This is a genomic window from Streptomyces sp. NPDC044033, from assembly GCF_056434425.1.
This window is the reverse complement of sequence record NZ_JBWKFF010000040.1, coordinates 18,591-43,648: the sequence shown is the minus strand read 5'-3', so window position 1 is coordinate 43,648 and position 25,058 is coordinate 18,591. Positions and strand designations below refer to the sequence as shown.

Genomic DNA, 25,058 nt, shown 5'->3' with positions numbered 1-25,058 from the left:
TCTCGGAGCTCCTCCATTCTTTTCCGCGGGAACCCCACACACCCCCCCCCACCCCCCCCCAAAAACCCCCCCCCCCCCCCCCCGCCCACTCCCCCCCCCCCCCCCCCCCCCCCCCCCGCCGTTGTGAAGGCCTGGCGCACCCACGACCAGGTGCCGGACAGGACTATGGACGAGCTTGCTGGTGCGTTGGACGCGCTGGAGAAAGAGGAGGCCAGTCCTGGTGTGCAGCGCATCCGCCAGATCGGGCACTTGGTGCAGGAGCTGACGCGCCAGGAGATGGGCCTGGCCGAGGTAGAGGCGGTGCGCAACTCCTGGACCCGGTTTTATCGGGACACCTCGGGTGTCCTGCACGGTTCGGGCGCCACACCGGAGAACTCCCGGGAGCGGTTCGAGGGAGTGGTGGCCTCCTTCGAGCAGCTCTTTCTGGGGCTGCCGGAGCGTGCCGAGCGGCTGCGGCAGCTGGCGCGCAGCGAGCAGCCGTCGCGGGCGGATGCTGCTGAGGTCGCGTCCATGTCGGATCCGCGCGCCGGCGAATACTTCTTCCGTGCGGCGGTCAGCCGGTGCTGGCTCGACCTGCTGCCGCTGGAGCGGCTCCTGCCGGAGACGTCCCGCTGGCCGGCTTTGCCGTATCTTCAGCGTCTGCTGGACGCCGACGCCTCGCCTGTATGTGCGTGGGTGCAGCAGCATCTTGGTGCGATCGACGCGCGCGGTGGTGGTGCGACGGGTATGGCGGTGGGCTTGGTGGCCCGGGCGGGCATGCTGGCGGGCACGCTGCTGCAGCAGATCGCGCAGACGCACCAGGACCGGCATGTGCTGTTGCGCATCAGTTTCTGGGCCCATGACGTTCCGGTGCCCGACCGCAGCAGGCAGTGGGTCGTGGTCGTCGAGGCGGTGCTGCGCACGAAGTCCTTCGGTGCGGACGAGTCCTGGGAGGCGGCACGGTTGGCGCACGCGTTGGCGGAGACGGCCCACCCGGCGGGCCGTCTGCGCCCGGCCGGTGACCGTTTGGGGACGGTCGTCCGGTCGGCGCTGGCATCGGTGCTTGCAGCCCCTTTGGCGGAGGCTGATGCGTGGCAGATCAGTCTGGTCAATGATCTGCGGGAGGTTTCCCTCGCTGATCCCCCGCACGACGTGCTGTTCGCTCTGGCTCGTGCAGTGCTTGATCTGGCCCGCCAGGATGCACGTGTGGGTGTCCCGCTGTCCGAGCGGTGGCGGGTGCTGGACAACAAGCTCCCAGCGGGCGCCGCGTCCGACCGGCTGCGCGCGGTCGTTCTCCTGGAGAGCTACGACGACGACCGGAACGATACGGCGTCGTCCGCTGCCTGGTGGGAGCAGGCTCTGCCTCTGGCGGGCCGGCTGGCGGCTGCCGGGTCCCCGCGCGCGGATGTCGCGGACTTCCTCGCCCTGCTCGAGGATTCCTGCCCCGACGAGCGCCGGGCCGTTCTGCACGAGGTGCTGGTCCAGGGTCTGGGAGAGGCGCCTTCCCCGGCGAGAGTTGCCCGCTGGAGGGCGGCTTACGAGAAGGCGTCCGAGCGGCTGCCACCTTCCTGGGGCACCGTCTGGGAGTTGTCTTCGGTCCTGTCTCCACAGGTGCTGCAGTCGTGGCGGCCGCTGCTGGACACTCTCATCTCGGTGACGGGGCGGGCCGCCCCCGCTCGTCCCGCTCCTCTCCTGCAGATCATGACGTCGAGGGGCGAGAGCCACGGCGGCCTGTCCGTGGATGTCTTCGCTGCTCGGGCGGCACAGGACGGGCCCGCCGCCGCGGTCGGCCGGCTCGTCGCCGCGCCCGTCCCGCGCACCGATGTCGACGCCGAGGGGGCTCGCGCCGGTCTGCTCAGTGACCTGGTGTCCCAGGATCCGCCGCTGTGGGCGCGCGAACCGGAGGCTGTGATCGCGGCTGCGGCCGGTGCCCCGGCCGTGCTGGCTGCCTATCTCAACTCCCTGCACCGGGCCGCCCGGGAAGAGAAGCTCGCCGACGGTGAGCTCGCACGCATCGCTCTGGCGGCCTTCGCCGCCCGCCCGGCAGACGAACAACAGGGCCCGGGCACGGAGCAGTTGCGGCGGGTGATCTGCAACGTGCTGCACCGGGCGTGGGAGAGCGATCTACTGCTGGACTGCGCATCTGAAGAGCAAACCGGCGCGGTCGTATGGATGACGGGACTGGTCACCGCGTGGACACAACCTCGGACCGACACTCAGCAGCCGCTGCTTGCGGCCATCGACCAGCCGGGCGGGGCCCTGCTGTCGCTGGTCGCCCGGGCGGTCAAACAGGCTCATCGCACCGGCCGGCCCCTGGCAGACCCGGTCCGCACACTGCTGAACCGGCTGCTGGAGGACGAGCCGGACGACCAGGCCCTGGCATTGATCGGCTTCTGCCTCGGCCAACTGGCACAAGTAGACGCGGCATGGGCCGAGGAACACGCCGAAGCGCTGTTCGCCCTTGATGCCACGTGGCGGCCGGCCATGACCTGGCTGCGGAACGGACACCCGCACACCGGCGTCCTGGCACGCCTGGACCGTGCAGCCCTGTTGCGGACGGCGGCTGCCCCGGACGGCATCCCCGCCATCGACAAGATCATCCTGTCGTTCCTCGACGGCTCCGACACCCTGGGCCCGGCACCCGCGCTCCTGACGGACCTCGGCGCGCAGGACGGCGGCCCCCGAGCCGTGTCCGAGCTGTTGTCCCGGCTCGCCGGAGCATTGCGCCACTGCGAAGAAGCAAGCCCGTGGCCAGAGCGCGCCGCAGCGCTGTGGCGCAGCGCCCTCACGGCGCAGCTGACACCCGCGGCCCTCACCGGTGCGGGACGGTTCGCGTACGCCGACCGTCTCGACGACGACACCTGGCTGGAGCTGGCCGCGCGCACCGTGGCTGTACAGCCGGAGCTCGAGATGCCCTACCGGATTGCCGAACGCGCGGGCCGCCACCCCGATTCCGCTGATGCACTGCGTATCGTCGCAGCACTGCTCGGCACGCCCGCGGACCAGTTCCGACGGCGGGAGGTGGAGGGGCATGCGGCGCAGCTCTTCGCTCGGAGTACGGCGGAAGGCACAGCCGAACATGAACAACTGCGGATCGCTCTGATCAATGCCGGCGCGATCGAAGCTGCCTACAAGGAGACCCCGACCGGTCCATGACGGCCCGCGGCGCGGGCGGCCTGCGTCTGCGACCCGTTCGGATCAGACGTGTGTGTCGCGCGGCGGGTGCGGGGCCGGGAGCTCCCACCTTTTGGCGTTGTACTGGGCTGCGTTGTGGGGGCTGCGGCCGGACGGGATGAGGGTGCGCACCGTCGTGCAGTCCGGGGTGAGGGTCAAGGTGACCTTCTGCCCGGTGACGGTGGTGATCACGGCCGACTGTCACGGTGCCCTTGGTGGGGGCGCACAGCAGCTTGTCGACGACCTTCCGCAGGGCCTGGAAGCGCTCTTGTACGGAAACGGAGCGGAAGAACAGCGAGTTGAGGGCATCGGAGTGGAAGACCGTGCCGGGGCGGCGCGCGACACGTCGGATGCTTTCCTGCGCGGATAGGGCGACGGGCCTCTGGCGTGGGCAGGGGGCGGCCGTCCCAGTCGTAGACGCGGCCGGCGGGCAGCACAGGCCAGGTGATGTGAGCTGGCAGCCCGGCCTGGCGGCGGGCCCGGGCCGCCGCCTCCTGCGCAGCCATCCGCTGCAGGTGAGCCTCTTGACGCTGCCGCTGATCGGCCTGACGGGCCTTCTTCAAGGCCTGCTGCTCCTGCTCTCGTTGAAGACGCAGCGTGCGGCTCTGGCGCAGGTCCTCGGTGGGCACGTGCTCGCGACCGAACCAGGGCAGGTCCGGTGAATCCGATCACGACCTTGTCGGCGGCATCGACGAGGAAGGTGTATGCATCGTCGCCGTCGGCCTTGGGGCTGCGGGCGCGCACCGCCGTGGTGCCGACTTCACGGGAGATGCGGCCGACCTGCAGGAAGCGGGTCAGCAAGAGGCGGATCTCTTTGTCCGCCGTGTCCTCGGAGAGGATGTAGGCGGACATGTAGCGGCGCCGGGCGGCCTGGGTGATCCGCACGGTCCGGGCCAACTCGGTTGCTGTTTCAGGGGAGAAGACCTCGCCGGCCTCCCAATGGACGCGTTGCATGAGCCGAGGGTAGCGAGTCTCGGGCGTCACCAGTCCGGACGGAAATGTCCATGCTTCGATCGTGTCGGCGTCCCTGCTGCGGCACCGGGGCGGCAGTCAGCCGCTGGGCATGCGGCGAGACACCAATTGCTGGAGGGAGGCAAATTCGCACGACCGCCGTGCTACACGCGCCTGCCGAGGGCCGCTTGCGTTCATTCCCGCTGGCCGTCGATGGCGCAGCTTCAGGATGGACCTGTCTTTCAGAGAACATCCACACTGCACAGTGTCCTTCACGTGGCTCACGTTGACCGCAGTCCCACTGTTTTCATCGGTCACTGTTCCTTGTGCGGTGGCCGCTCACGCGCCCGAGGTGTCGTGCCGGTGAGCCGTCATTGCTTACTACTCGGCATCCCGTCCTGCCATCTTGGCCGGGGCCGCATCCAGGCGGCTCTTCAATCTCTTTCAGAGGATGAGGGGCGGCAGCAGGGACTGCACGATGGTGTGGGGCGTGGTCATGCCCGCTTGGGCTCGTACGGGCTCCAGCCGTGCAGATAGGGGCGTAGGTTCTCAGCGGTGGCCTCCGGTGGTTCTGGGAGGCCCGGGCTTTGGAGAGTTGGATCGATTTGGTCGGCGTAGGCGCGGGCCCAGTCGATCCAGGCGATGGTTGCGTGCGCCGTGTCCGCGTCGGTGTTCTGTGGGTGTTCGAGGGCGTCGCAGTAGGCGCGGACGGCCGTGGCTTCCTGCCACGCCTGGACCTGGCCGCGCAGGATCTTTGTGCGGTGGTCTTCTGTCAGGTCGGTGCGTGCCTGCCGCATGGCGGACAGCCAGCGTTGCCGTGTCTCCTCCTCCTTGCGCTGGCGGGCCAGGCGGCGTTCGGATTCGGTGTGCGCGCGGTGGGTGATCTCGCGGAACAGGTTCGGGAGTCTGTCTTCCAGGCGCCAGCGTTTGCGGTCTCCCCAGTGCGAGCGGCGGCCCGGGTGCGCGTAGGTGTGCTCGAGGCTGAGGTCGAGTTGATGAGAAGGGTGCACGGTTCGCTCGGTCACGCGCTGCCAGGAGTATTTCAGTCCGCTGGGGTCGGGAGCCTCGTGGGAGCCTTCGTGGAAGAAGAGCGGGAAGGTGCTGTCGGCGATGGTGATCACGAGGCTGGCCCGGGAGTCCGATGCGGGCATGCTGAGCGTGTAGCCGTTGTCTTCTGCGGCATGGCACAGGGCGTGCAGGATGCGGCGGGCGCGCGGCTGGCAGTCGGGGCAGACCGGGGTGGGGGCCTGGGCGGCCGCGGGGTGCAGGTGGGGCGATGGCAGGGTGTCGGGGACCGGGATGGCGTCCGGGGGTGTTGAGGGTGGGGGCGGGGGCCCGGGGTGCAGGGTGATGACCAGGTCGCCTTTGTCTCGGCCGGTGTGTCGCAGGTGGTGGTCTTCGGGGACCAGGTGGTCGGCGCGGGCGGTGTGCAGGATGCGGCGCCAGCGAGCACGATCCTTGGGGCCGGGGGCTTTGATGTGCACGGTGCCGTCGCCCTGCTGGAGCTTGGTGATCAGTTCGGCGGCTTCAGTCTTCGTTGACGATGCCGGGGCTGTCGTGCCCGGAGCGCGGGCGCAGTCGAGTTGAGCGAGGTACTGGCGGCCGGCGTCGGTGGGGGCCGCGCTCCAGCGGCCGCCGGCCCGTGGCGTGGTGACCAGTCCGCGGCTGCGGAGCGCGTAGACCGTGGTGGCGAGGTGGGAGTCGCCGGAGGTGACCGGTGCCTCGCCGACGCAGACGCGGCGCAGCACGGCGAGTTGGCGCGCGTTCAGCTTGGTGGCGGCCACGAATCCGTTCCTGTCGGTGATGCCGGTGAAGCGGTTGGATCAGTCGCTGTGTTGAGCTTGGCGTAGCGCGTCGAGCGGGATGCCCAGGTCGCGTTCGAAGCGGTCTGCGGCTTTGGTCTGTCCGCTCTGGCGCAGGCAGTCGATGGCCTGCTCCATGAGTTTGCCGATGCGGAGCACTTCGTCGCGCAGTGCCTTCAGTTCCTCGAAGGCCTCGACGGCGTCGGCGCCGCACCACCGGCGCAGCAGGTCGCGGCCAGGTTTGAAAGTACGGTCGGTCTCAGCGCAGATCTCGGGGTTGATGTGGGTGCCCGGGTTCTTGCCGCGGCCGGGGTAGTAGTGACCGTGGATGGCCTCGTAGCGGGCCTGGCGTTCTTGTTTGTCCAGGATGGGGACGAGGTGGTCGACCCGTACTGCGGCCAGGCGGGAGGCCACTTGCACGGTGGTGGGCCAGGGCGCGACCAGGGCACCGTCGTCGTCGGTGAAGGCCCGCGGGTCGCTATGAAAGAAATCGACGGGGACGCCGAGGAGCGCGGCCAGCGCGGGCACATCATCGACGTAAAGCAGGCCCCGTTCCCGGGAGTTGAAGCCGAACGACATCACCTCGCCCGCCAAGTGCTCGTCGAACAGGAGGGTGACGGCCTGCAGGGCGGGGTCATCGTCGTCCGGGCTGTCCTTGATCAGCTCGTTCCACCGCTCCTCGCGCGCCAGCCAGGCATCCTTGTCCTGCCACAGCACGCGCAGCCGGGCAGAGGGCACCCATTCCTCGCGCCCTTCGGCCTCCTCGTCGACGAACCGCACCCTGATGCGCAGCGGGCGCTGCGTGCCGACCTTCACGACCTCGACCTCGTCGACCCGGCCGTGATGCGGCGCCACCCGGTACGCCCACCGCTCCCCCGCCTCCATATGACACCCCTAGTTGCCCGTTGCCCGTATCGTGCTTGTCTCCCTGCGCGAAGACGGCAGACCGCGACGAAACGGCTGCCTCCGAAGTCCCACTGTCGGGCCGCTCCTCTTCGCTGGAACCGTCACCAAGGTGCCACCTTGGCACGGCTGCCGTCTGCCGCTCCCCGCGAGCCGCACCACTGGGCAAGGACGTTCTTACCCGCTCCCTCATCGACGACATCCTCACAGCCTGGTCACTGCCCACCACACCGTGAACTGCCCCACCCACGGCAACAGATACACCCCCATCGCCCCAACCAGCAGATGAAACAGAGCCTCAACAGCAGCCTCGTACATACCTGGACAGCGACCTCGGCCAAGATCTTGTGCATCCCACACAGGCCATCGCATCAGGAACTAGGCTGCCGGGCTGGACCTTGTGTTGCCGAAAGCAGCAGTTGGGCCGCGCAGTCGGCAGGTTCCTCGGGTGCCGGCCGGCAGGGACAGATGCGCTCATGACGGAGCGTCGCCGCGTCCACGGTGCCCGACCGCTTGTGTGAGGAGTTCTGCGTGACATGGGCCTTGGCCGCAGCAATCGGAGTCACCGTGTGGACGGTGTCACTGTACCTGCTGATCATGACGTCCACGTCCCAAAGCCGCGGGCGGCGTTCACGGCTCGAGAAGCTGCTCTGGTCACGGGCCGAACAGGGGGCCAGAACCAGTCTGCCCATTCTGCAACGCAGGGTGGAGAGCAGTTCCGAGGCCACATTGCCCCAAGACCACACCACCTGGGTGTTCCTGCAGCGCGAAGACGTATTGCACCGGGCCTCCCACCGTGCTTTCGCCATCAAGATCGTCGTCCACCTCGTGTGCACCGGAGTGGCCAGCAGTGTGCTGTTCCCCGCCACGCTCTCGCTGGTCAGCTCACCCTGGGGAGGCATTCTGGCCGCGAGTGCCGTTCTTGCCCCGATAGCGATTTCCGGTATGGCCATCTGGCTCGTCGTCACTCTGGGAATGGCCCGTTGGACTACGGAGCTTGTAACGGCAACCGGCCGACGTGCCTACGAAACACTGATCGAGCCCCTGCCTGACTTCAGCAGGGGCACCGCTCCACAGTTTCCGGCACCGGACGAGGAGACGCCGTACCACGCCGCGCACACTCCCTCAGTCAGAGCGCTGGAGAGCTTCGCCCGGGCTCTGGAGGCTTACGCTTTGAACCGCGCGCTGCCTGACGGCCGCACCCCCATGCCGCAGGTCGTGGCCCACTTCTGTGCCGCCGCCGTGCTGGTCCGCGAGGTAGCTGCAGGTGTTGAGCTCGACCGCGTGAACGGCTGGCGCCGTGCTGTACACGAGGTCGAGCGGCTCCTCATGACACTCGCCTCCGGCCGCCTGGCCCAGCTCGCCGATCCGCTCCCCCACACTCAGGACATCCTGCAGGAGCACCAGAAGCGGACCGCTTGGATGCGGCAGGCGCCACGCCTGCTGGCCTACACCGTCTGCCTTGGCGGCATCGTGTACGCGGCAGCGTCCTCGGCCGTTGGTGTAGCCGTCGCCTCAGCCATCGTCACGGCCGCCCTGACTGCCTGGGACCGGCTCTTGTGGGCCCCTGGACACGGTTCCGGACCCGGCAGCCGTCCACAGTGAACGTGAACGTCCGGCCGCCGTCCATGACTTGGTCTGGGCTGGGGCATCGGTTCTGCCAGCGCAGACCCCGCACTCGCCGTAACGGTCTGCACGAGAATGACATGGGCGTTCGTCACTCGTGTCAGTACCGGATCGGCACCAGATGTCAGCGCCGATCACCAGGTCACCAGACTTGCGCCACTGACACCCAAATGACGATGTTCAACTGACACTTTCCTGCTGCAGACCACAGCTCCCTGCAGTGCGGTGCGCCTCATCCACGATCAGCAGATCGAAGATCGGTGCCGGAGCGCGGGTGTGCTGGGTCTGCTCGACCTTCGGAAGCGAGTCGAGCGTGACGAAGACGGTGGTGTGCTTGTGCTGGGCCAGCCAAGTTGCCAGAAATTCTGGGTTGTTGGTGCTGTGGACCGCCGCGCCTGCTAGGACGGGGTGCTTGGTCGCTTTCAGGGACGAGACCGCCATCATCGGCTCCAGTCGCCCGTCCCTGCGTGCGGCCTGAGCCCACTGCGCGATCAGGTCCAGACTCGGCACCGCAACGAGCAGATGACGGGTGTGCAGGGTCTCGGCGGTGCGCAGAGCGGTTAGGGTCTTGCCCGTACCGCACGCCGATACCACATGCCCGCGCGTGTGTGGACGTTTGAGGTGACGTGCGGCGATATCGACGGCCTGCTGTTGGTCTGGGCGTAGCGTGAGCCGGTCGGGGCAGGCTCGGTATGGCGTAGCGGTTGATGTCACAGCCGTGGGTTCAGGACTGGACGACATGGGGTGGATCCTCGACTCGCGACGGGGGCAGCCGGCAGGGGCCATCCTGCCGTACGTGAGCGAGCTATGGCAGGAAGGCTAAGCGAACAGGGCTTCTACCAGGATCGCTTGGAGTGCTTCCTGCCGCGCCGCGGTCGCGAGTTCGGCTGCGGTGAAAGCGCCGGTGAGGCCGGTGCAGGACCGCGCAGGGTGAGGTCTGGAACATCTTCCACATCGCCTCGGGCAGGACAACGGCTGGTTCCGGCGTGGATGGTCTTCGGCTCTTCGCGGGTGGGGGGGCTTCGAAGTGGAGTCCGCTGAAGGTGCGGTCCCCGGTGCGGAAGACTGCCGTCCAGTACTGGTGGGCCTCGGGTATGGCCGCCTGCCAGGTGGGCCAGTCGAAGCCTCTTCGGCTGGTGTAAGTCCCGGCTGGATCGCGTCCGGCTCACCGAGCAGCCCCGTACGCTCCTGAACGCGCTCGCCACACGCTGGTGCGGAGTGCGGTGGGGCAGGGGCTGGGGTGAGCACGTTGCAGTAGTCGCGTTGCCGTATTGACCGTCCGACCTGGTTTTTCCGATGCCAGAGGGGTCGTTTTCATCCGTTTGGCTGCGGTCCGAATGGATGGTCAATTGGTCTCTTTTCATATGTTTTGTCAGTGGCGGCTGCTGCACTGACGGCATGACAAAACACAAGGCGTTCCTCGACGGCTCGAACCGTACGGAGGACCACGACTTCGACCCGATGGTCCAGGCCCTGCTGGACCGGGAGGAACGGCGGCTGCTCGCCTCGGCACCGCCAGTCCCCGACGGAATCGACGAATGGCACGCGCTGGTGGCCGAGGCTGGCTTCGTCCGGCGCAGCTCGGTGCTGGCCCGCGGAGCACCGTTGCACCAGATCGATCAGCGGCAGGCGTGGCAACGGTTCCCCCGTGATCTCTACGACCCCCGCACGCTCGCCCTGGCCGCGCTGGAAGCGGTGGTGAGCCGTCAGGAGATGGAGGCGGAAGCAACCACCGAGGAGGTGGTGGAGTTCCTTGCCTCCCTGGCGGTGTCAGCGGCGCCCGCGCGGGATGCCTCGGAGCACCTGGCGGTGGCCCGGTTCGTCCTGCGGGAGCTGCTGAATGACGCGCAGGACGGGGAGGAGTTCGACGTCTCGTACAGCGACTCTCGCGAGGGGCACAGCCGGGTGACCTTGTCGCTGCGGATGCTGGAGGAGGGTTTTGGTCGACGTGGCCAGGCCGTGCTTCGGGCCACGACTCCGGCCATCAACCTGCTGCTGTCCGGGCTGGACCACGATCTGGAGGACGTCCAGGCGGCGAAGGACATGATGCTGCGTCGCCAGGTGGATACCGGCCGGTGGAGCCGGGCGGAAGAGAGCGCGGCGGAGAGCCTGAAGCTGTCCCTGATGTACTGCGAGCGGGTGCGAGCGGTGCTGGAGGAGACCGAACGCGATGTGCGGGCGGTGGACTGGGGTCAGGACGTGCCCAAGCTGCTGCAAGCGTCCCGCGCACACCTCGGCGAGCGGCATCGTGTGGAGCGCGAACTGATGGAGTACATGCGCGGGGTCCGCAACGACGTGGAGGACACGGAGGTGCGGCGTACCTGCGAACGGATCCTGCAGTTGCTGGGCCGGGCCCATCTGCGCCACACGCAGCTGCTGGAGAAGATCATCGACGCCCGTCCGGCGTTCTTGCGCTCGCAGGCCGAGCAGCGCTTTCGGCCTGCTCCACGCCTGGCGCTCGTGGGCATGAAGAAAGACGTACTGGAACCGGTGCTCCGCCTCGATGTCGAGGACGCCGAGGCGGTCGTGAGCCTCTTCGCCGACGCGGCGGGCGGGCCGGTGATCACGCACCGGCCGCGGCTTCGGGACTGGTGGGCATCGTTGCTGGCCCCGGCGCGCGAGGTACAGCAGACGTGCCCCGACGAGGACATCGAGCTGATCGCCGACGATGCCGGTGAACTCGACATGTACAGCGAGGAGGACGTCGCCATCGCCCGCACCGTGCTCATGGAAGCCCTGCGTGCGCCGGTACGGCTGTCCTTGCTGCTGGAGCAGACGCTGGCGCACCGGGTGGAGGCTGCCGACCTGCTGGCCGTCTGTGTCCTGCGGGCCTTCGCCCCGGACCCGGAGGAGGACGAGGAGGAGCCGATGGCGGAGGAGTTGGCGGACCTGCTGGGAGAACTCCTGGTGGTCCTCGACGACGGAGCCGTCTTCGATCTCGGCATCCTCGCCGGCAGCGATCTGCTGCTCGTGCCCGCCCAGTCGTTGATCCCCGATCCCACGTGCGCCGAGGACGACTTGGAGGTCCTGGCATGACCACTACTGCGTACGTCTACTCCCCGGCTGACCTGGCCGACGCCTCCGCGTTGGTGCGGTTCGGCTGCCAGCCGCGCCTGCGGCCTTTGGGCATTCCCCAGTACCGGGATCTGCTGCAGCGCTATCGCCTGGACGGGCCGTTCCGTGACGCGGTGGACGCGGCTGTGGACGGCCTGGACATGGATCTGATCGAAGCTCACCAGGTCGAAGGGCTGATTCTGCATCCCCGGGAGGGTTCGTGGCTGTCCTACCGTCTCAAAGACCACCCCAAGCTGGGAGTCAAGGACCGCCTCGTCCTCGGGCTCGTCCACGTGGCCATCGCGGCTCGCGCCTACCCCACTCCGGCGGACTTGGAGGAGGGGAGCGTCAAACGGATCTCGCTCACTGAGGTCGACGACTTCCTGCGTCGGCTCACGGACCGGCTCCGTGAAGCAGCCGTGGACGCGGAGGGTCTGGCCGTGCCGCACGAAGAGCTCCAGGCCGCCTGGCGGGTGTACGCGAAACTCCCACCTTCTCAGCTGACGCCGACGCGGCAGCTGTCACAGTCCAGCACCCAGCGCGTGATCAAGGAGGCGCTGGACTGGCTGGTGGACCAAGGGATGGCTCAGCGTGCCGACGCGCTCGGGCCTGGGCACTACCGGCTCGCCCACCGCTTCCGCGTGCAGGTGCGAGAAGCAGCCGCCACGGCGGCCTTCACCGTGCTGTGCGACCTGCGCCGCGCCCACCTTGCCGAGGAGGACTGACTCATGCTCCAACTCCGACGTTTCCGCCTGGAGAACATCGGCCACCGTGCGGCGGGGTTCAAATCGCTCGTCCTGGACATGACCGGTGGACCGAGCTCCATCGACGGCAGGCTCGTGCAGCCGGTGGACGTGATCCTGTGGCTGCGCAACGGCGGCGGTAAGTCGAGTCTGCTTTCGCTGTTCTTCAGCCTGCTACTGCCGGCCAAGAAGGACTTCATCGGGGCGCTCAAGGCCAAGTCGCTCGCCGAGTACGTCCCTGACGGGCAGGTCTCCCATGTGATCGCCGAGTGGGGGGACTCCGAACGGCCCGCGGCCGGCGCGGTGCTGCTCGCCGGAGGGGTCTATCAGTGGCGCGACCGTCAGCGCCCGGCGGACGTGAGCAGCAGCTGGGAACGGCTGGAGCGCCGCTGGTACCTGCTGCGGCCACAGCCCGGCGGTCTGGAACTGGAGTCGTTGCCAGTACGTGCCGAGGGCGGCCAGCTCACCATGAGCGCGTATGTAAAGGCGCTGGAGACGGCGTACAAGCTGGAACGGCGGTTGCAGCTGATCGTCGCGGACGAGCAGTACACGTGGGAAGAGCAGTTGGAAAGCCACGGTCTGGACCCTCAGGCCCTCAAGATCCAGAAGGCCATGAATCAGGAAGAGGGCGGCATCACCGAGCTGTTCAAGTTCCGCACCGTCGAGGAGTTCGTCGATTTCCTCATCGACATGATCGTCGATGCGTCCGCGCCCACGGCGGCGCGTGCGGCGCTGTCCAAACACGCCGACAAACTCGCTGCCCGGCCCGCGCGTGAACTGGAGGAACGCTTCCTTGCCGAGGCGGTCCTGCGGCTGCGCCCCGTACAGAAGGCCACAGCTGAGGTCGCCGTCGCTGAGCAGACGCTCTGCCAGCAGGTCCGGCTCGCCCGTCGCGCCGGCGAACACATCCAGGTCCAGGCCGAGCACCAGGAACGGGAGTCGGCCTCCTTGCGGCAGCGCGCCGAAGCCGCCGAACGTGAGGCGCAGGAGGCCGACGACCGGGTCGGGGGCCGACGGCGGCACGTGGCCGCAGTACGGGAGGCGGCCGAACGACTGCGGGTGAGCGACTGCGAAGGGGAGCATGCCAGGCGACTTGAGGCAGTCGGTGCCGCGGGGCGGGAGCACACGGCCTGGCAGGTGGTCCCCTTGCTCATGGAGCTGGCGGACCGGGAGGACGAGCGGCGGCAGGTCAACCGGCTGCTGGCGCGTGTCCGCAGTGAGCAGGCCCCGCTGCGTGAGGCTGTGGAGCAGGCCGGTGCCGCGCTGTACGCCAAGCTCGAAGACGGCCTGACCCGGCTTGCGGGCGAGGCAGACCAGGCCCGTGCCGAGCGCGAGACGGCCACCGCACAAGCCCAGACGCGCGAACGGGAGTACGAGGAGGCGGTAGCCGCAGCCGGCCATGCCGAGAGCCGTGCCGCATCCGCCAAGGCGCACTGCGAGGAAGGGAAGGAGGAGCTTGCGGCCGCCCGCCGAGTGGGCGTGCTCGGCGAGCGGGAGGAGCCGCACGAGGCCCTGGAGCGTCTCGTCCACGAGGAGGAGGCGGCCCGGGAACAGGTGGAGCAGGCGCGGCGTCGGCTGGAGGCGGCCCGCGAGCGCACCAGCGATACCGCGGCGGAGCGGGTGTCGTGCACCGGCCGGCTCAGTGCCGCGCGGCAGCGGCACGACCAGGTGTGGGACCAGTGGAACAGGCTGACCCAAGAACGCCGAGAGCTGGTCGGCGAGCCGCGTCTGAGGGAACTGGCGGGCATCGGGGATGCGGCAGGTGAGCTGGACCTGGACGAGGTCGGCGCTGACCTCGTCGCGATGCTCACCGATCAGGTAACGCACGCGGACGCGGAACTGGCCGCCGAGCGTGCCCGGGCGTTCGAGGATGAGCGGCTGCGCGCCGCGCTGGACCAGGACGGGTTCTGTCCGCCGCCGCACGAAGTCGAGCAGGCCGTCGCCGCCTTGCGGGAGCGCGGTGCCAACGCTGTAGCGGGGGTGCAGTTCCTGCGCGAGACCGTGCCCGCCCACCAGCATGACGAGGTCATCGCGGCCATCCCCCATCTGATCGGCGGAGTGGTCATCTGCGGACCGGTGCCCGGTGATGATGTGGCGGCTCTGGCCCGGCAGGCCAATATCGCGCTGTCCACGGTGATCGCCGTTGGGACCGACGACCAGGCCCGCGCCCTGCTGTCCCAGGCCCCGGGCGGCATCGCGGTCCTGCCGCTGCGCCCTTCGGTCCTGGATGCCGATGCCGGCGAGGAGGAACTGCACCGCGTCAGTGCGCGTCTGAAGACCCTGCAAGAACGTCTTGCGGCCATCACCGTACGGCGCGAGGCCGATCACGCCCTCATCGTGCGGCTACGGGGCCATCTGGAAGCATTCGGCACGCGGGCGCGCGCTGCGCTGGCAGAGCTCCTCGGCCGGCTCGACGACGAGGTGAACACGCTCACGGAGCGCACGAGCACTCTGGCCCAGCAGGCAGCAGACGCCGAGGACTCCGGCTGCCAGGCGGAGCGCCGACTCGCTCAGCACACGAGCGCCCTGATGGCGCTCGCACAGGTACTCCCCCGGATCCGGGCCCTAGTGGAGACGGCCCGCATGGTGGAGCGTTGGGCGGCAGAGGGGCAGCAGGCCCGGGCCGAGGCCCGTGAACGCCGTTCTGGGGCCCGGGAGTTGAAGAGGCGATGGCATGGCGCCCAGGAGCGCAAGCGGGCTGCGGAAGCAGCGCTTGGGCAGTGCCGGGAGCGCGCGGAGCGCTGGGCCGGTTGGGTGGAGGAGATCGGGCAGGAACTGTCCGCCGAGGTCATCGACGCCGCACGTCCGGCTGCAGTACCGGAGGCAGGCGTGCAGGCTCTGCGGGAGCGTTGGGGGCAGGCCCGTCGGGACTGGCGAGGTGGCGTCAGCGACACCGCCCTGCAGCAGCGGCTCGCCACCGCCGAGACGGCCATCGACGGACTCAACCAGAAACTGGTCCAGGCCGGCTCCATGACACGCACGCGGGCGGCAGAACTCGCTCAGCAAGCCGACGCGGCGGATACCGAACGCCTCACCGCCCGCATCGCCACCGCCGCCGAGGTCCTCAAGCAGGCCGAGCGGGAAGAGACCGAAGCCGGCCTGCTGCACCGGCAAGCCACGCAAGCCCACGAAGCAGCGGCCGCCGCGCTGGAGGACCTCGTCCCGGGTGCACAACGGCTCGCCTTCCCCAGTACCCAAGCGGCCCAGGAGAAGCTGCGGTCAGAGGAACAGCTTCTGGAACGGGACCGCAGCCTGGCCCAGGTGCGGCGGCTGGACGCCGAGAAGATCCACCGCAGCGCCGACCTGGCAGGCAGTCACTCCGCGCAGCTTCGGCAATCGGCCGGTGCTCTGAGTGCAGCTGCCGACCACCAGCCCCCCGGTGAGAGCGCCGACGGCGACGCGGAACTGACCACTGACGCGCTCCTGCTCGAACAGCACGGCCTGTCCGCCGTGACCGCTCAGACCCTGCAGCCGCAGGACGCCGAGCGAATCAGGGACACCCTCCTGCGCGAGGTCACCCAGGCCGCCCGGGCCCTCGACAAAGCAAAGAACACCCTCCGCAAGCACGTACAGCAGGTGGAACGGCTCGCCCTCCAGCCGGAGTACACGCCGGTCGTCGACGGACGACTGCGGGAACGCCTGCAACAGGACCTCACCACACCGGCACGGCTGGCCGCGCTCCTGGAAGACATCGAAGAGCGCGAGCGGCAGGTCAACGCGCTGCTGGCCGAGTCCGCCGAGGACCAGGCCCGGGTCGTCGACGCCTGCGCAAGCACCGTCGAAGCAGTCCTGGACACCGTGGAGGAAGTCGCCCGCCACTCCCGCCTCCCCAAGAATTTGGGCAACTGGTCGGGCCAGCGGTTCCTCTCGCTGGAACTGCGCCAGCGCGCCCGCGGGGACGAACTGGCCCGCAGGCTGTCCGCCGAGGTCGACCGGCTCATCGCCTCGCTGCCGGCCACCGCCGCCGGACGGGCCAGCGCCCTGCCCGACGCGATGCCCCTGGCCAAACGGCTGGTCCTGGCAGCGCTCGGCGGCCGCGGCAACATCATCGCGAAAATCATCAAGCCGACGCAGAACCTGGACACCGTCGAACGCGAATCCGTCACCGTGATCCAGAAGTTCAGCGGCGGCGAACTCCTGACCGTCTCCGTACTGCTGTACTGCACACTCGCCCGGATGCGCGCCGCCCAACGCGACCGCCGCATCACCGGCGGCGTGGGCACGCTGGTCCTGGACAACCCCTTCGCCAAGGCCAACTACGGGCCCTTCCTCGACCTGCAGCGCCGCGTCGCCGGGGCCCACGGCATCCAGCTCGTCTACACCACCGGCTCCAACGACCTCCCGGCCCTGGGCCGCTTCCCCCTTATCATCCGGATGCGCAACGGCGTGGACCTACGCACGAAGCGACGCTACGTCCAGATCCTCGAGCGGTACGGAGACGCCGTAGCGGCCGGTGTCGCCCGCGCTCAGGACGACCGCATCGCCTCCGCCCATCTCCTGCGCCGCAGCGCCCTGCCCCCTGAAGCCGGTCCGCACACCGAGACCTCCGAGGAGGCCGGGTGAGCGCCGCCGATCGCATGGCCGCATGCCTCGCCCGGCAGGCCCGCCAGCGCGTCAGCTTCGACGCACTGGCGGCCGCGGTCGACGAGGGCGACTCCAGCCTGGCCACCTCGCCACGGCGCCGCCGCATCCTGGCTGACGCCGCCCAGGCCCTGAAGGATCGCGGCCTGGCCACGCTGCCCAAGGGCAGCAACGGATGGGACTGCAGCGCCCACCCGCCCCTGCCCCGCTGGGTCAAGCGCACCCAGGCCACCCGTCCGCCCCGCCGCCAGCCCGCACCACGGGCGTACGTCGAGCAGCTGGCCTTCGCCACCACCATGAAGTTGACGGCTGCCGATCACGCACTGCTCGGCCCCATCAACACCCTGCTACGGGACCAGCCGGATGCCGAGATCGTCCCGCTTGCCGACCGCTCCTACCAGTTGTTCGGCGACGAGAAACGCCTCAAGGACATCGAACGCCACCACCTCGTGAACAAAGGGCTCCTGGACCTCACCACACACCTGCGGGCACAGCCCACCCCCGCCCCGCTGGCCATGTACGAACTCGGGCCCGCGCCCTGGCTGCTCATCGTGGAAAACACCGCCGCGTTCACCAGCCTGCGCGACATCCTCAGCACCTGGCCCGACCGCAGCCAGGTCGGCTGGCTCGGCTTCGGCGCCGGCGACCAACTGACCTCCTCCATCCCCACCGCCCTGACCTCCTTCCGCGAACGCGACCACCCCATCGACGACCTGCTGATGTACGCGGACCTCGACATCGACGGACTGCACTGCGCCCAGCAGACCAGCCTCCGGGCACAAGCCGCCGGCCTTCCCCCACTGCTGCCTGCAGCCGGCCTCTACCAGGCCCTCCTCACCCGTCCGCCACGCTCCCGCCCACCCGCCACCGCCGACGAGGCACGCACGGCAGCGGCCTGGCTCCCGCCCCACCTCGCCGCGCCCGCCGCACAACTACTCATCGACGGCCTGGTCCTGCGCCATGAAGCCCTCCCCAAGCCTCACCTCCGTGCCCTGCTCACCCTGGATGCACTCCTGCTGCCCCAGCTCCGCGACGGCGCGCCGGCCAGAACCGCACCGCCCACCCCAGCCAGCTGCCGAGCCGCTTCCACCCGTGCCGACGCTCCCCGCTGTGCGCCATGACGGCGGGTGCCGGAGTCCAGCGCCTCCCGAGCGACGGGCGCCTATGCGGCGAAGCCGACGTTGGTGACGTACTCGTACTGGCCCCACTGACTGCCCAGGTCAGGCAGGACATCAGTAGTCCACGCGTTGTCGAGACCCTGGTAGTCGCCAGCCGCCCAGGAGCCGACGATCTTGTCCCAGCGGCGCACATTCATCGTCCGGTACTCCACCACCCGCTGAAGCGGCTGCGGCACCTGGGACTGATTAACGGGGTGGATCTCCACCCGGGTGCCGCGTCCGTCGCGGTTGAGGCGGGCCAGGAGATAGCGGGCGACATTGCGGCGGCGCACCGCGCGGTAGGCGGTGTCGATGCGTTCGAGGTTGGCCTTCGACGGGCGGCGCTTGCCCGCCAGCCACGCCTTCAGCGTCCGGTCGGTGACCGTCAGCCCGGCGTCCTTGGCGGCGTTCCAGCTCTTGTCGGACTTCGTCAGGTAGTGCAGGCGTGCCATCAGACCGCGTGTGGCGGTCACGGGAGTGGCGATGCCGCCGGCGAGTTCGTCGAGCTTGCGCGCGACGGCGTCGCTGCCCTTGATGCCCCGGGCACCGAACTTCCCGAAGTCGAGATTCTTCTCCGGCATTACTCCTGCTCCTCCCCCATGGCAACGTCGGTGTCGGTGCCGGATGTGGCGGTGTACGCGTCCTTGATCTTGACCTCGGTAACACCGCGTCCTTCAGGGAAGACACGGTGCCAGTCACCGATGACGTGGAGTTCATCCGTACCCATGACACGTACGACGGCCAGGCCTCCGTCGTGGGCTTTGAATGCCTTCATCCAGAGGTTGGCGAATGCTTGGGAGCGGATGATGTGCATCCAGTCCGGACGGTAAAGCTCCCGGTTGTAGTTCGACTCCCCCATCGTGGAGACGAACTTGGAGTACATCGCCTTCACGTACTCCAGCGTCACCGTGTCCCCGGCGGCGATCGCGGTGTCGCGGGCGTCCTTCAGGGCGATGCGGAACTTCTCCAGGAGGTTCTCGGTGGCGCCGGAGGTGTAGGACTCGTGGATCTCCGGCGGCGCACACAGCCCGTACTTGGGGCCGGACAGCCACAGCAGGAGGCGAAGTGTCGGTTCGGTGACCCATAGCGGGCCGGGCTCGTCGCGCTGGCCGATCGGGTTCGGCAGCACGTCCTCGTGCTCCCAGGCGGGCGGGGTGATCAGGTGGACTCCGGCGCGGCGGCGGTCGTGGGCGAGGCCGGTGGAGTGCTCGAGCTGTCCGAGCGGTAGGTGGGTCTTGAGGGCGCTCAGGTAGGCGCCGTTGATGTCGAGCGCCGTCACCTCATGCCGACCGGGCGGCAGATCAGGGCGGGACCACTTGGGACGGGCCTCCCAGATCTGGTCGGCACCGCGGGAGGTCTGCTTCTTGAGGATGTCGGGAATCCAGGGGTGAGCGATCACGTCGTAACGCGCCCCCTTGCGGGTCTCGTCCAGCAGCCACATTGCGTCACCGATCGCCCGCTTCCGCAGCGTAGCGGTGGCTGCTTCGACGTCGCCCTGGTGCTCAGCGAGCGCGCCCTGAACAGCGCTGTGGACCAAGTCGACCGGACCAGACGGCTCCTTAGAGGCCCGCCGGGCTGGCCCCTCGGACCGCTCAGCGCCACGACCCACTAGACGTGACGAGCGTGCGGGACGCGACGGCGTCTCCGCGGTTGGCGTCTCCGGTACGGCAGCAGACGCGCACGACGGAGTTTCGGCGGTGGTGCTGGACTGGCAGTCGGCCGCATTCAGGTGCTGCACGAACCCTGCCACCCGCTGCTTGGCCGGGCGGCCACACAGCACACACGGCTCCGGTGCGGCGAGCATCTCCACCTCATCCCCGTCGCCAGGCTCCGGCACACGCCGGCAGGCGTCGGTTGCCGCCGTGGGCTCCGGCACCGGGGGCTGCTCAGCAGATGGCGCCGCCTCGGTCCCGGTCCCAGTGGTGAGCTTGGCACTCAAGCCGTCCAACAGATAGGCGTACTTGGTGCGGACCTCGCCGACCGGCTCCCGGCCGCCCTCCCAACCGGTGACCGTGGACGGGCTCACCCCCAGCGTACGGGCCACCTGCGCCTTGGAGAGCCTGGCCTGCTCCCTCAGATCGCGGCGCACTTCGGGAACAGGGAGCTCGGCCTGCGGACCGACCGAGGCGAGCAGCGAGTCAATCGCGTCGAAGTCACTCACCAGGCCGCCCCCTTTCAGATGTAGGTGACAGGGTTGCGGGACAGGTGCGGGCTGGGGGTGGGACGGCCGACGCGCGGATCGCCGCGCAGGAGGTCGCCTTCGAGGGCGTAGCGGTCTCCGCACTTGGAGATCCCGGTGATCTTCGCGACCGCGAGAACCATGCCCTCAGCATTGATGATCTGCACTTCCTCTTGAGACAGGGCCCGGTCGGCATTGAACTTCCACACGCCCCGGCCGGCCTCCCACGCCTCGTCCTCACTCATACCCGGACGCCATCCCAGAGTGGTCCGCTCCAGCCAGTCGCCCGCATCCGCAGCTCGCTCAGCACCGATCTGAATCTGCAGCACCCGCCCACCTTCCAGGAAACTCTTTAACTTGTTGCAAAGTTATCACCTGGGCGATTAACTTCGCAACAAGTTTGATAGTACTCAACCCACCTGGCACCAGGCCGACTTCCCCCGGACCACCCGACGCGACGGACAACTTCCCACAGCCAAGACACATGGCAGGAAGCACGCGCAGCACCTGGCCTCGCCGAGGCGGCCACGGACAGCCCGGCACACATGTCAGCGAGTGAAGACACACCACGGCGCAAAGCGACCGAGCAGCACGGCAGACCACACCCCGTCCCGCCGCTGACCTGGGGGTTCACAGAACTGCGGCCAGAGCCCTGGATGGGGGCTGTCGTACGTGGGCGCCGCGATGGGGGGCGGGTCGCCCCATACGCGGATGATCCGTGCTGGGTGCGGTAGGAGCACCAGCCCGCCACCATGGCTGCCCAGTTGAGGGTTGGGGGCCTAGGAGAAAAAGGCTCCGGGATCAGCACGCTGTGGCACTCCACGGTGCCCGCAGATCAGCGCGCGCTGATCGCACGTCTCATCGACGGCGCTGAGGAGCATCTGACAGGTGCACGAGGTGCACGCCGGTCCTACCGCCGATGCTGCCCGGTATCTGCTGCAGAACCTCACCCGCAGCGCTGCCTTCCTCGATCAGGCCTTGCACCAGACCATCTCGGCGGCGGTGAAGGCCGGGGTCCCTGTTGAGGACGTGTCTGGGTGGACAGGTCTGCCGGTGAGCGCTGTGGAACGGGTGGGGCACCGTCGTGGGATGCGAGCCGCGTCGGGAGAGGAGGCTCCGCGGGCGGCTCGGCGCGGTCAGTCCAGGATCAGCTCCGGCGCGTGCAGCTCCAGCCAGGTGTGCAGGTCAAGCACGCGCTCCAGGCCCGCCCGGACCGCGATCGACATGCGCGCCGGGTCCTCGGCCACCACCTGCTGAGCCCAAGCCCGGTCGACCAGAGCGAATACCTGCGCATCCGGTTCCGCCCCGATCTCCTTGACCTGCTGCTGCAGGTTCGCCGCGTAGTTGGGGTTCTGCGGCGACGGGTAGGGGCTCTTGACCCGCTCCACCACCGACTGCGGGAGCACATGGGCTGCGGCCTGCCGCAACAGGCTCTTCTCGCGGCCGTCGAACGTCTTCATCGACCAGGGCGTGTTGTAGACGTACTCGACGAGCTCGTGGTTGCAGAAGGGCACCCGCACTTCGAGCCCGACCGCCATCGACAGCCGGTCCTTGCGGTCGAGGAGCGTGCGGACGAAGCGCGTCAGATGCAGATGGCACGTGGTGCGCATGAGCCGCTCCTGCTCGGACTCCCCGTCTAGGTACTCGACCTCGGCGAGGGCCGCCGCGTACTGGTCGGCGGTGTAGGTCTCCACATCGAGCAGCTTGCGCAGCCCCGGCTCGATGTGATCCGTCCGTGCCGTGAGGCTCAGCGGGGGGATGACCGTCATCCAGGGGAACGTGCCGGCGCGCAGGGCCGCTTCGCTGTGGAACCAGGGGTACCCACCGAACACCTCGTCGGCGGACTCCCCCGACAGGGCTACGGTCGACTGTTCCCTGGTCGCCTTGAACAGCAGATACAGCGAGTTGTCGAGGTCGCCGAACCCATTCGGTATGTCGCGGGCGCCGACGGCAGCGCGGCGCACCGCGGGGTCCGAGAGGTCCGCGGGGTTGAGCACCACGTCGCGGTGCGCGGAGCGCACGTGCGCGGCGACGTCCCGCACGAACGGTGAGTCGGGGGTCTCGCGCATCTCGTCGGGGACGAAGTTCTTCTCCTGGCCGGCGAAGTCCACGGAGATCGTACAGACTTGCTCGCCCCGCAGGCCGAGACGCTCGGCCGCGAGACCGCTGATCGCGCTGGAGTCGAGGCCGCCCGAGAGCAGCACCGACTGCGGCACGTCCGAGATCAGCTGCCGGTCGACGATGCCCGTGAGCATCTCCCGTACGCGGGCCACGGTGTCGTCCTGGCTGTCGGTGTGTTCGGTCGCGCGCAGGTGCCAGTAGGTGCGCTCCCGCAGCCCGCGCCGGTCCACGGTGATCAGCGTACCCGGCACCATCTCCCGCATGCCCTTCCACAGGGCCCAGCCCGGGGCCTTGGTCTGCGCGAACAGCTCCCGCAGCCCGTCGGTGTCAACTGCCCTGCGCACCATCGGGTTTGCCAGGATCGCCTTCGGCTCGGAGCCGAAGAGCACCCCGTCCGGCGTCGGGTAGTAGTAGAGCGGCTTGATCCCCATACGGTCGCGCACGAGCAGCAGCTTTTGGTCGCGCTCGTCCCAGATCGCGAAGGCGTACATGCCGTCGAGGTGGTCGACGAGGCTCTCGCCCCACTCCAGGTAGCAGCGGAGCACCACTTCGGTGTCGCTGTCCGTGCGGAACGTGTGCCCGCGCGCCTTCAGGCGCTCACGCAGTTCCTGGAAGTTGTACGCCTCACCGGAGTACACCAGGGCGATCTCGCCGGCCGGTGTGCTCGCGCTCATCGGCTGCGCCCCGCCGGGCAGGTCGATGACGGCCAGGCGCCGGTGCCCGAGACCGGCGTGCGTCCGCGCGTACACGCCGCGGTCGTCCGGGCCCCGGCAGGCCATCGTTTCGGTCATCGCGTCGAGCGCGTCACCGCGGCGCGTCAGGTCCCTGTCGAAGGACACCCATCCTGCTATCCCGCACATCTCACGACCCCATTTCCGGTGCGTTTCCAAACTTTTCAAGAGCAGCTGAATACGCGCAATATTCGTTTCATCTCTGTGCCCGTGAATTTTGCACGGGCACAGCATTCAGCTCTTGCTCGGGCAGAGCACTCAGCCTTTGCACAGCAGCGTTCAACTGACCGGGCGCAGGCCCAGCTCATGGTCGGCGGCCAGCGTGAGCAGGTCCGCGTCGTGGCTGATGAGGACGACCACCGCGCCGCCCTCGGCGACCTCGCGCATGGTGCGCGTCATCGACTGCAGGTGGCGGCGGTCCACGCCGGAACTCGGCTCGTCGAAGATGACGACGCGGCGCCCGCTGAGCCGGGCCGCGGCGACGACCAGGCGCTGCTGCTGGCCGCCGGAGAGCGACAGGGGATGCCGGTCCCCCAGGCCGTCCAGACCCAGGTCATCGAGGACGCCGGCGGCGCGCCCGGCGTGTTCCGGTACGGCGCCCAGGCGCAGTTCGGCCGTGACGCTGTCGGTGAACAGCTGCCGCTGCACGTCCTGCATGACGATCGAGGTCTCGCGCTGCCGGCGCGCGCGGGACAGCGGGCGGCCGTCGAGGAGCACGTGGCCGGCGTGCCGCTGCAGACCGGCGAGGATGCGTGCCAGGGTGGTCTTGCCCACGCCGTTGGGACCGGTGACCGCGGTGATGGCACCGGCGGGCAGATACGCCTCCGCGAGGTCGAGGACGGGGCGGCCGCGGAAGCCGCAGCGAATGTCCCGCAAATGGACCCCGTCGGCCGTTGCTGTTTGGGTCTGCGGGTTTTCTCCCGGTGCCACGCTCGGGCCGTGCGCGACAATCCGCGGCACTCGGGTCCTTTCGGGTTCGTGGAAGCTGCGCAGCCCCTCGCGGCGCAGAATGTCGTCGGTAAGGCCCGGGAATTCCTCACTCGTCCACTCTCTGCCCACGCGGCCGTCGTGGAGGACCACGATGCGGTCGGCGACGGTGCGCAGATAGTGCAGGCGGTGTTCGGCGATGACGAGGGTCGCGCCCAAGTCCTTGAGCTGACGCAGGATCTGGGTGAGGTCCGCGAGGCCCTGCGGCGACAGGTTGGAGGTGGGTTCGTCGAGCAGCAGCAGCGGCGGCTCATGGGTGATGGCCGCGGCGCAGGCCACGCGCTGCTGCTGACCGCCCGACAACTCCAGGAGCGTGCCAGTGAGTTCGGCCAGACCGAAGTCCGCGACGACCTCATCGACCCGGTCCCGGATCCGCTGCGGCGGCGTACCGAAGTTCTCCAGGGCGAAGGCCAGTTCGGTTTCGACGGCGTCGGTGAAGAACTGGCGGCGCGGGTGCTGAAGGACCGTGCCCGTCAGCCGCCCGACCTGCGCGAGATCGGTGACCGGCTCGCCCACCACGCGGACCTCGCCCTCGCGCGTCCCGTCGTGGAAGTGCGGGATGAGGCCCGATCAGCACGGCCGGCGAGAGCAGCGAGTCCAGCTCGGCGCGGTAGTCCGCCCCCATCTCCTGCATGTACGGGCTGGATAGAAAGTCCGCACGAGCGTACAGCATCGGCATGAGCAGCCCGGCGAACCAGGTGCTGAACACGGCATACGCGACGACGCTCAGCTTCCGTGACCGGTACCGCCCGGCCAGCAGCACCACCTCGGCGATGAGCGCGGCCGCGATGCCGATGAGCATGGTGACGGGCGGGGACCCTATGAGGAGCATGAACCCGGTGACGATGACGGCGAATACGGTGACCATGCCGCCGTGCCGGACTCTGGTGAGGAACAGCATGAACGGTACGCCCGCCGTGACGATGCTGATCGCGCTCGACAGTAGCGTCATCACCGGGTTGATGAATTCGAGCAGGTTGAAGACGCCCACGGTCACGATGTAAAGCGCGCCGAAGACTCCGATGTTGATGACGTCCTTCGGACTCATCCGCACATCGACGCGCGGCTCG

General features: G+C 68.9%; 16 protein-coding genes and 1 pseudogene. 7 read left to right on the top strand and 10 right to left on the bottom strand.

Going from position 1 to position 25,058, the window contains the following annotated elements; translation table 11 throughout:
* Positions 1 to 165: 165 nt before the first annotated feature.
* Positions 166 to 3,135: a hypothetical protein gene (locus AC07AB_RS38810; protein ID WP_478577084.1), complete on the top strand. Its 2,970-nt coding sequence runs from the start codon at positions 166 to 168 to the stop codon at positions 3,133 to 3,135.
* Positions 3,136 to 3,177: 42 nt separating this feature from the next.
* Here the strand turns inward: AC07AB_RS38810 and AC07AB_RS38805 are convergent, their stop codons facing one another.
* Positions 3,178 to 3,345 carry a hypothetical protein gene (locus AC07AB_RS38805; protein ID WP_478577082.1) on the bottom strand — a complete coding sequence of 56 codons (168 nt, stop codon included), beginning with the start codon at positions 3,343 to 3,345 and terminating at the stop codon, positions 3,178 to 3,180.
* A 257-nt stretch (positions 3,346 to 3,602) separates the two neighbouring features.
* Here AC07AB_RS38805 and AC07AB_RS38800 point away from each other — a divergent pair, with 257 nt between their 5' ends.
* A complete protein-coding gene (locus tag AC07AB_RS38800) occupies positions 3,603 to 3,815 on the top strand; it encodes a hypothetical protein (protein WP_478577081.1) in 213 nt (70 codons plus the stop codon).
* A 783-nt stretch (positions 3,816 to 4,598) separates the two neighbouring features.
* Here the strand turns inward: AC07AB_RS38800 and AC07AB_RS38795 are convergent.
* Together AC07AB_RS38795 and AC07AB_RS38790 are read right to left on the bottom strand one after the other, a co-directional pair.
* A complete protein-coding gene (locus tag AC07AB_RS38795) occupies positions 4,599 to 5,888 on the bottom strand; it encodes a hypothetical protein (RefSeq protein ID WP_478577078.1) in 1,290 nt (429 codons plus the stop codon).
* Positions 5,889 to 5,927: 39 nt separating this feature from the next.
* Positions 5,928 to 6,791, bottom strand: a complete 864-nt coding sequence (locus AC07AB_RS38790; protein WP_478577076.1) for a hypothetical protein — start codon at positions 6,789 to 6,791, stop codon at positions 5,928 to 5,930.
* 549 nt (positions 6,792 to 7,340) lie between these two features.
* Between AC07AB_RS38790 and AC07AB_RS38785 the strand changes: the two genes are divergently transcribed.
* Entirely contained in the window at positions 7,341 to 8,414 is a 1,074-nt protein-coding gene (locus AC07AB_RS38785; protein ID WP_478577073.1) for a hypothetical protein, read from the top strand.
* Positions 8,415 to 8,615: 201 nt separating this feature from the next.
* Here AC07AB_RS38785 and AC07AB_RS38780 read toward each other — a convergent pair whose 3' ends face one another.
* Entirely contained in the window at positions 8,616 to 9,176 is a 561-nt protein-coding gene (locus AC07AB_RS38780) for a DEAD/DEAH box helicase family protein (protein ID WP_478577071.1), read from the bottom strand.
* 657 nt (positions 9,177 to 9,833) lie between these two features.
* Between AC07AB_RS38780 and AC07AB_RS38775 the strand changes: the two genes are divergently transcribed.
* The 4 genes from AC07AB_RS38775 to AC07AB_RS38760 are packed head-to-tail and all read left to right on the top strand — an operon-like array spanning position 9,834 to position 17,934.
* A complete protein-coding gene (locus AC07AB_RS38775; protein ID WP_478577068.1) occupies positions 9,834 to 11,471 on the top strand; it encodes a hypothetical protein in 1,638 nt (545 codons plus the stop codon).
* Complete coding sequence (locus tag AC07AB_RS38770; protein WP_478577066.1) at positions 11,468 to 12,214, top strand: hypothetical protein; 747 nt, start codon at positions 11,468 to 11,470, stop codon at positions 12,212 to 12,214. Before AC07AB_RS38775 ends, AC07AB_RS38770 begins: the two co-directional genes overlap by 4 nt.
* A gap of 3 nt (positions 12,215 to 12,217) precedes the next feature.
* Positions 12,218 to 16,795, top strand: coding sequence for a hypothetical protein (locus tag AC07AB_RS38765; RefSeq protein ID WP_478577064.1), 4,578 nt, complete (start codon positions 12,218 to 12,220; stop codon positions 16,793 to 16,795).
* On the top strand, positions 16,792 to 17,934 hold the full coding sequence (locus AC07AB_RS38760) for a hypothetical protein (RefSeq protein WP_478577062.1): 1,143 nt from the start codon (positions 16,792 to 16,794) through the stop codon (positions 17,932 to 17,934). The genes AC07AB_RS38765 and AC07AB_RS38760 overlap by 4 nt, the downstream gene beginning before the upstream one ends.
* 41 nt (positions 17,935 to 17,975) lie before the next feature.
* Here the strand turns inward: AC07AB_RS38760 and AC07AB_RS38755 are convergent, their stop codons facing one another.
* From AC07AB_RS38755 to AC07AB_RS38730, 6 genes and pseudogenes are all read right to left on the bottom strand, one after another.
* Positions 17,976 to 18,551: a transcriptional regulator gene (locus AC07AB_RS38755; protein ID WP_478577061.1), complete on the bottom strand. Its 576-nt coding sequence runs from the start codon at positions 18,549 to 18,551 to the stop codon at positions 17,976 to 17,978.
* Positions 18,551 to 20,131, bottom strand: a complete 1,581-nt coding sequence (locus tag AC07AB_RS38750) for a helix-turn-helix domain-containing protein (protein WP_478577058.1) — start codon at positions 20,129 to 20,131, stop codon at positions 18,551 to 18,553. The genes AC07AB_RS38755 and AC07AB_RS38750 overlap by 1 nt, the downstream gene beginning before the upstream one ends.
* Positions 20,132 to 20,145: 14 nt before the next feature.
* On the bottom strand, positions 20,146 to 20,478 hold the full coding sequence (locus AC07AB_RS38745) for a hypothetical protein (RefSeq protein ID WP_478577056.1): 333 nt from the start codon (positions 20,476 to 20,478) through the stop codon (positions 20,146 to 20,148).
* A gap of 807 nt (positions 20,479 to 21,285) precedes the next feature.
* Positions 21,286 to 23,130 carry an asparagine synthase (glutamine-hydrolyzing) gene (gene asnB, locus AC07AB_RS38740; protein WP_478577053.1) on the bottom strand — a complete coding sequence of 615 codons (1,845 nt, stop codon included), beginning with the start codon at positions 23,128 to 23,130 and terminating at the stop codon, positions 21,286 to 21,288.
* Positions 23,131 to 23,280: 150 nt separating this feature from the next.
* Positions 23,281 to 24,504, bottom strand: a complete 1,224-nt coding sequence (locus AC07AB_RS38735; RefSeq protein WP_478577051.1) for an ATP-binding cassette domain-containing protein — start codon at positions 24,502 to 24,504, stop codon at positions 23,281 to 23,283.
* A 64-nt stretch (positions 24,505 to 24,568) separates the two neighbouring features.
* Positions 24,569 to 25,036, bottom strand: a pseudogene (locus AC07AB_RS38730) (MptD family putative ECF transporter S component); the annotation flags it as partial.
* Positions 25,037 to 25,058: the final 22 nt, after the last annotated feature.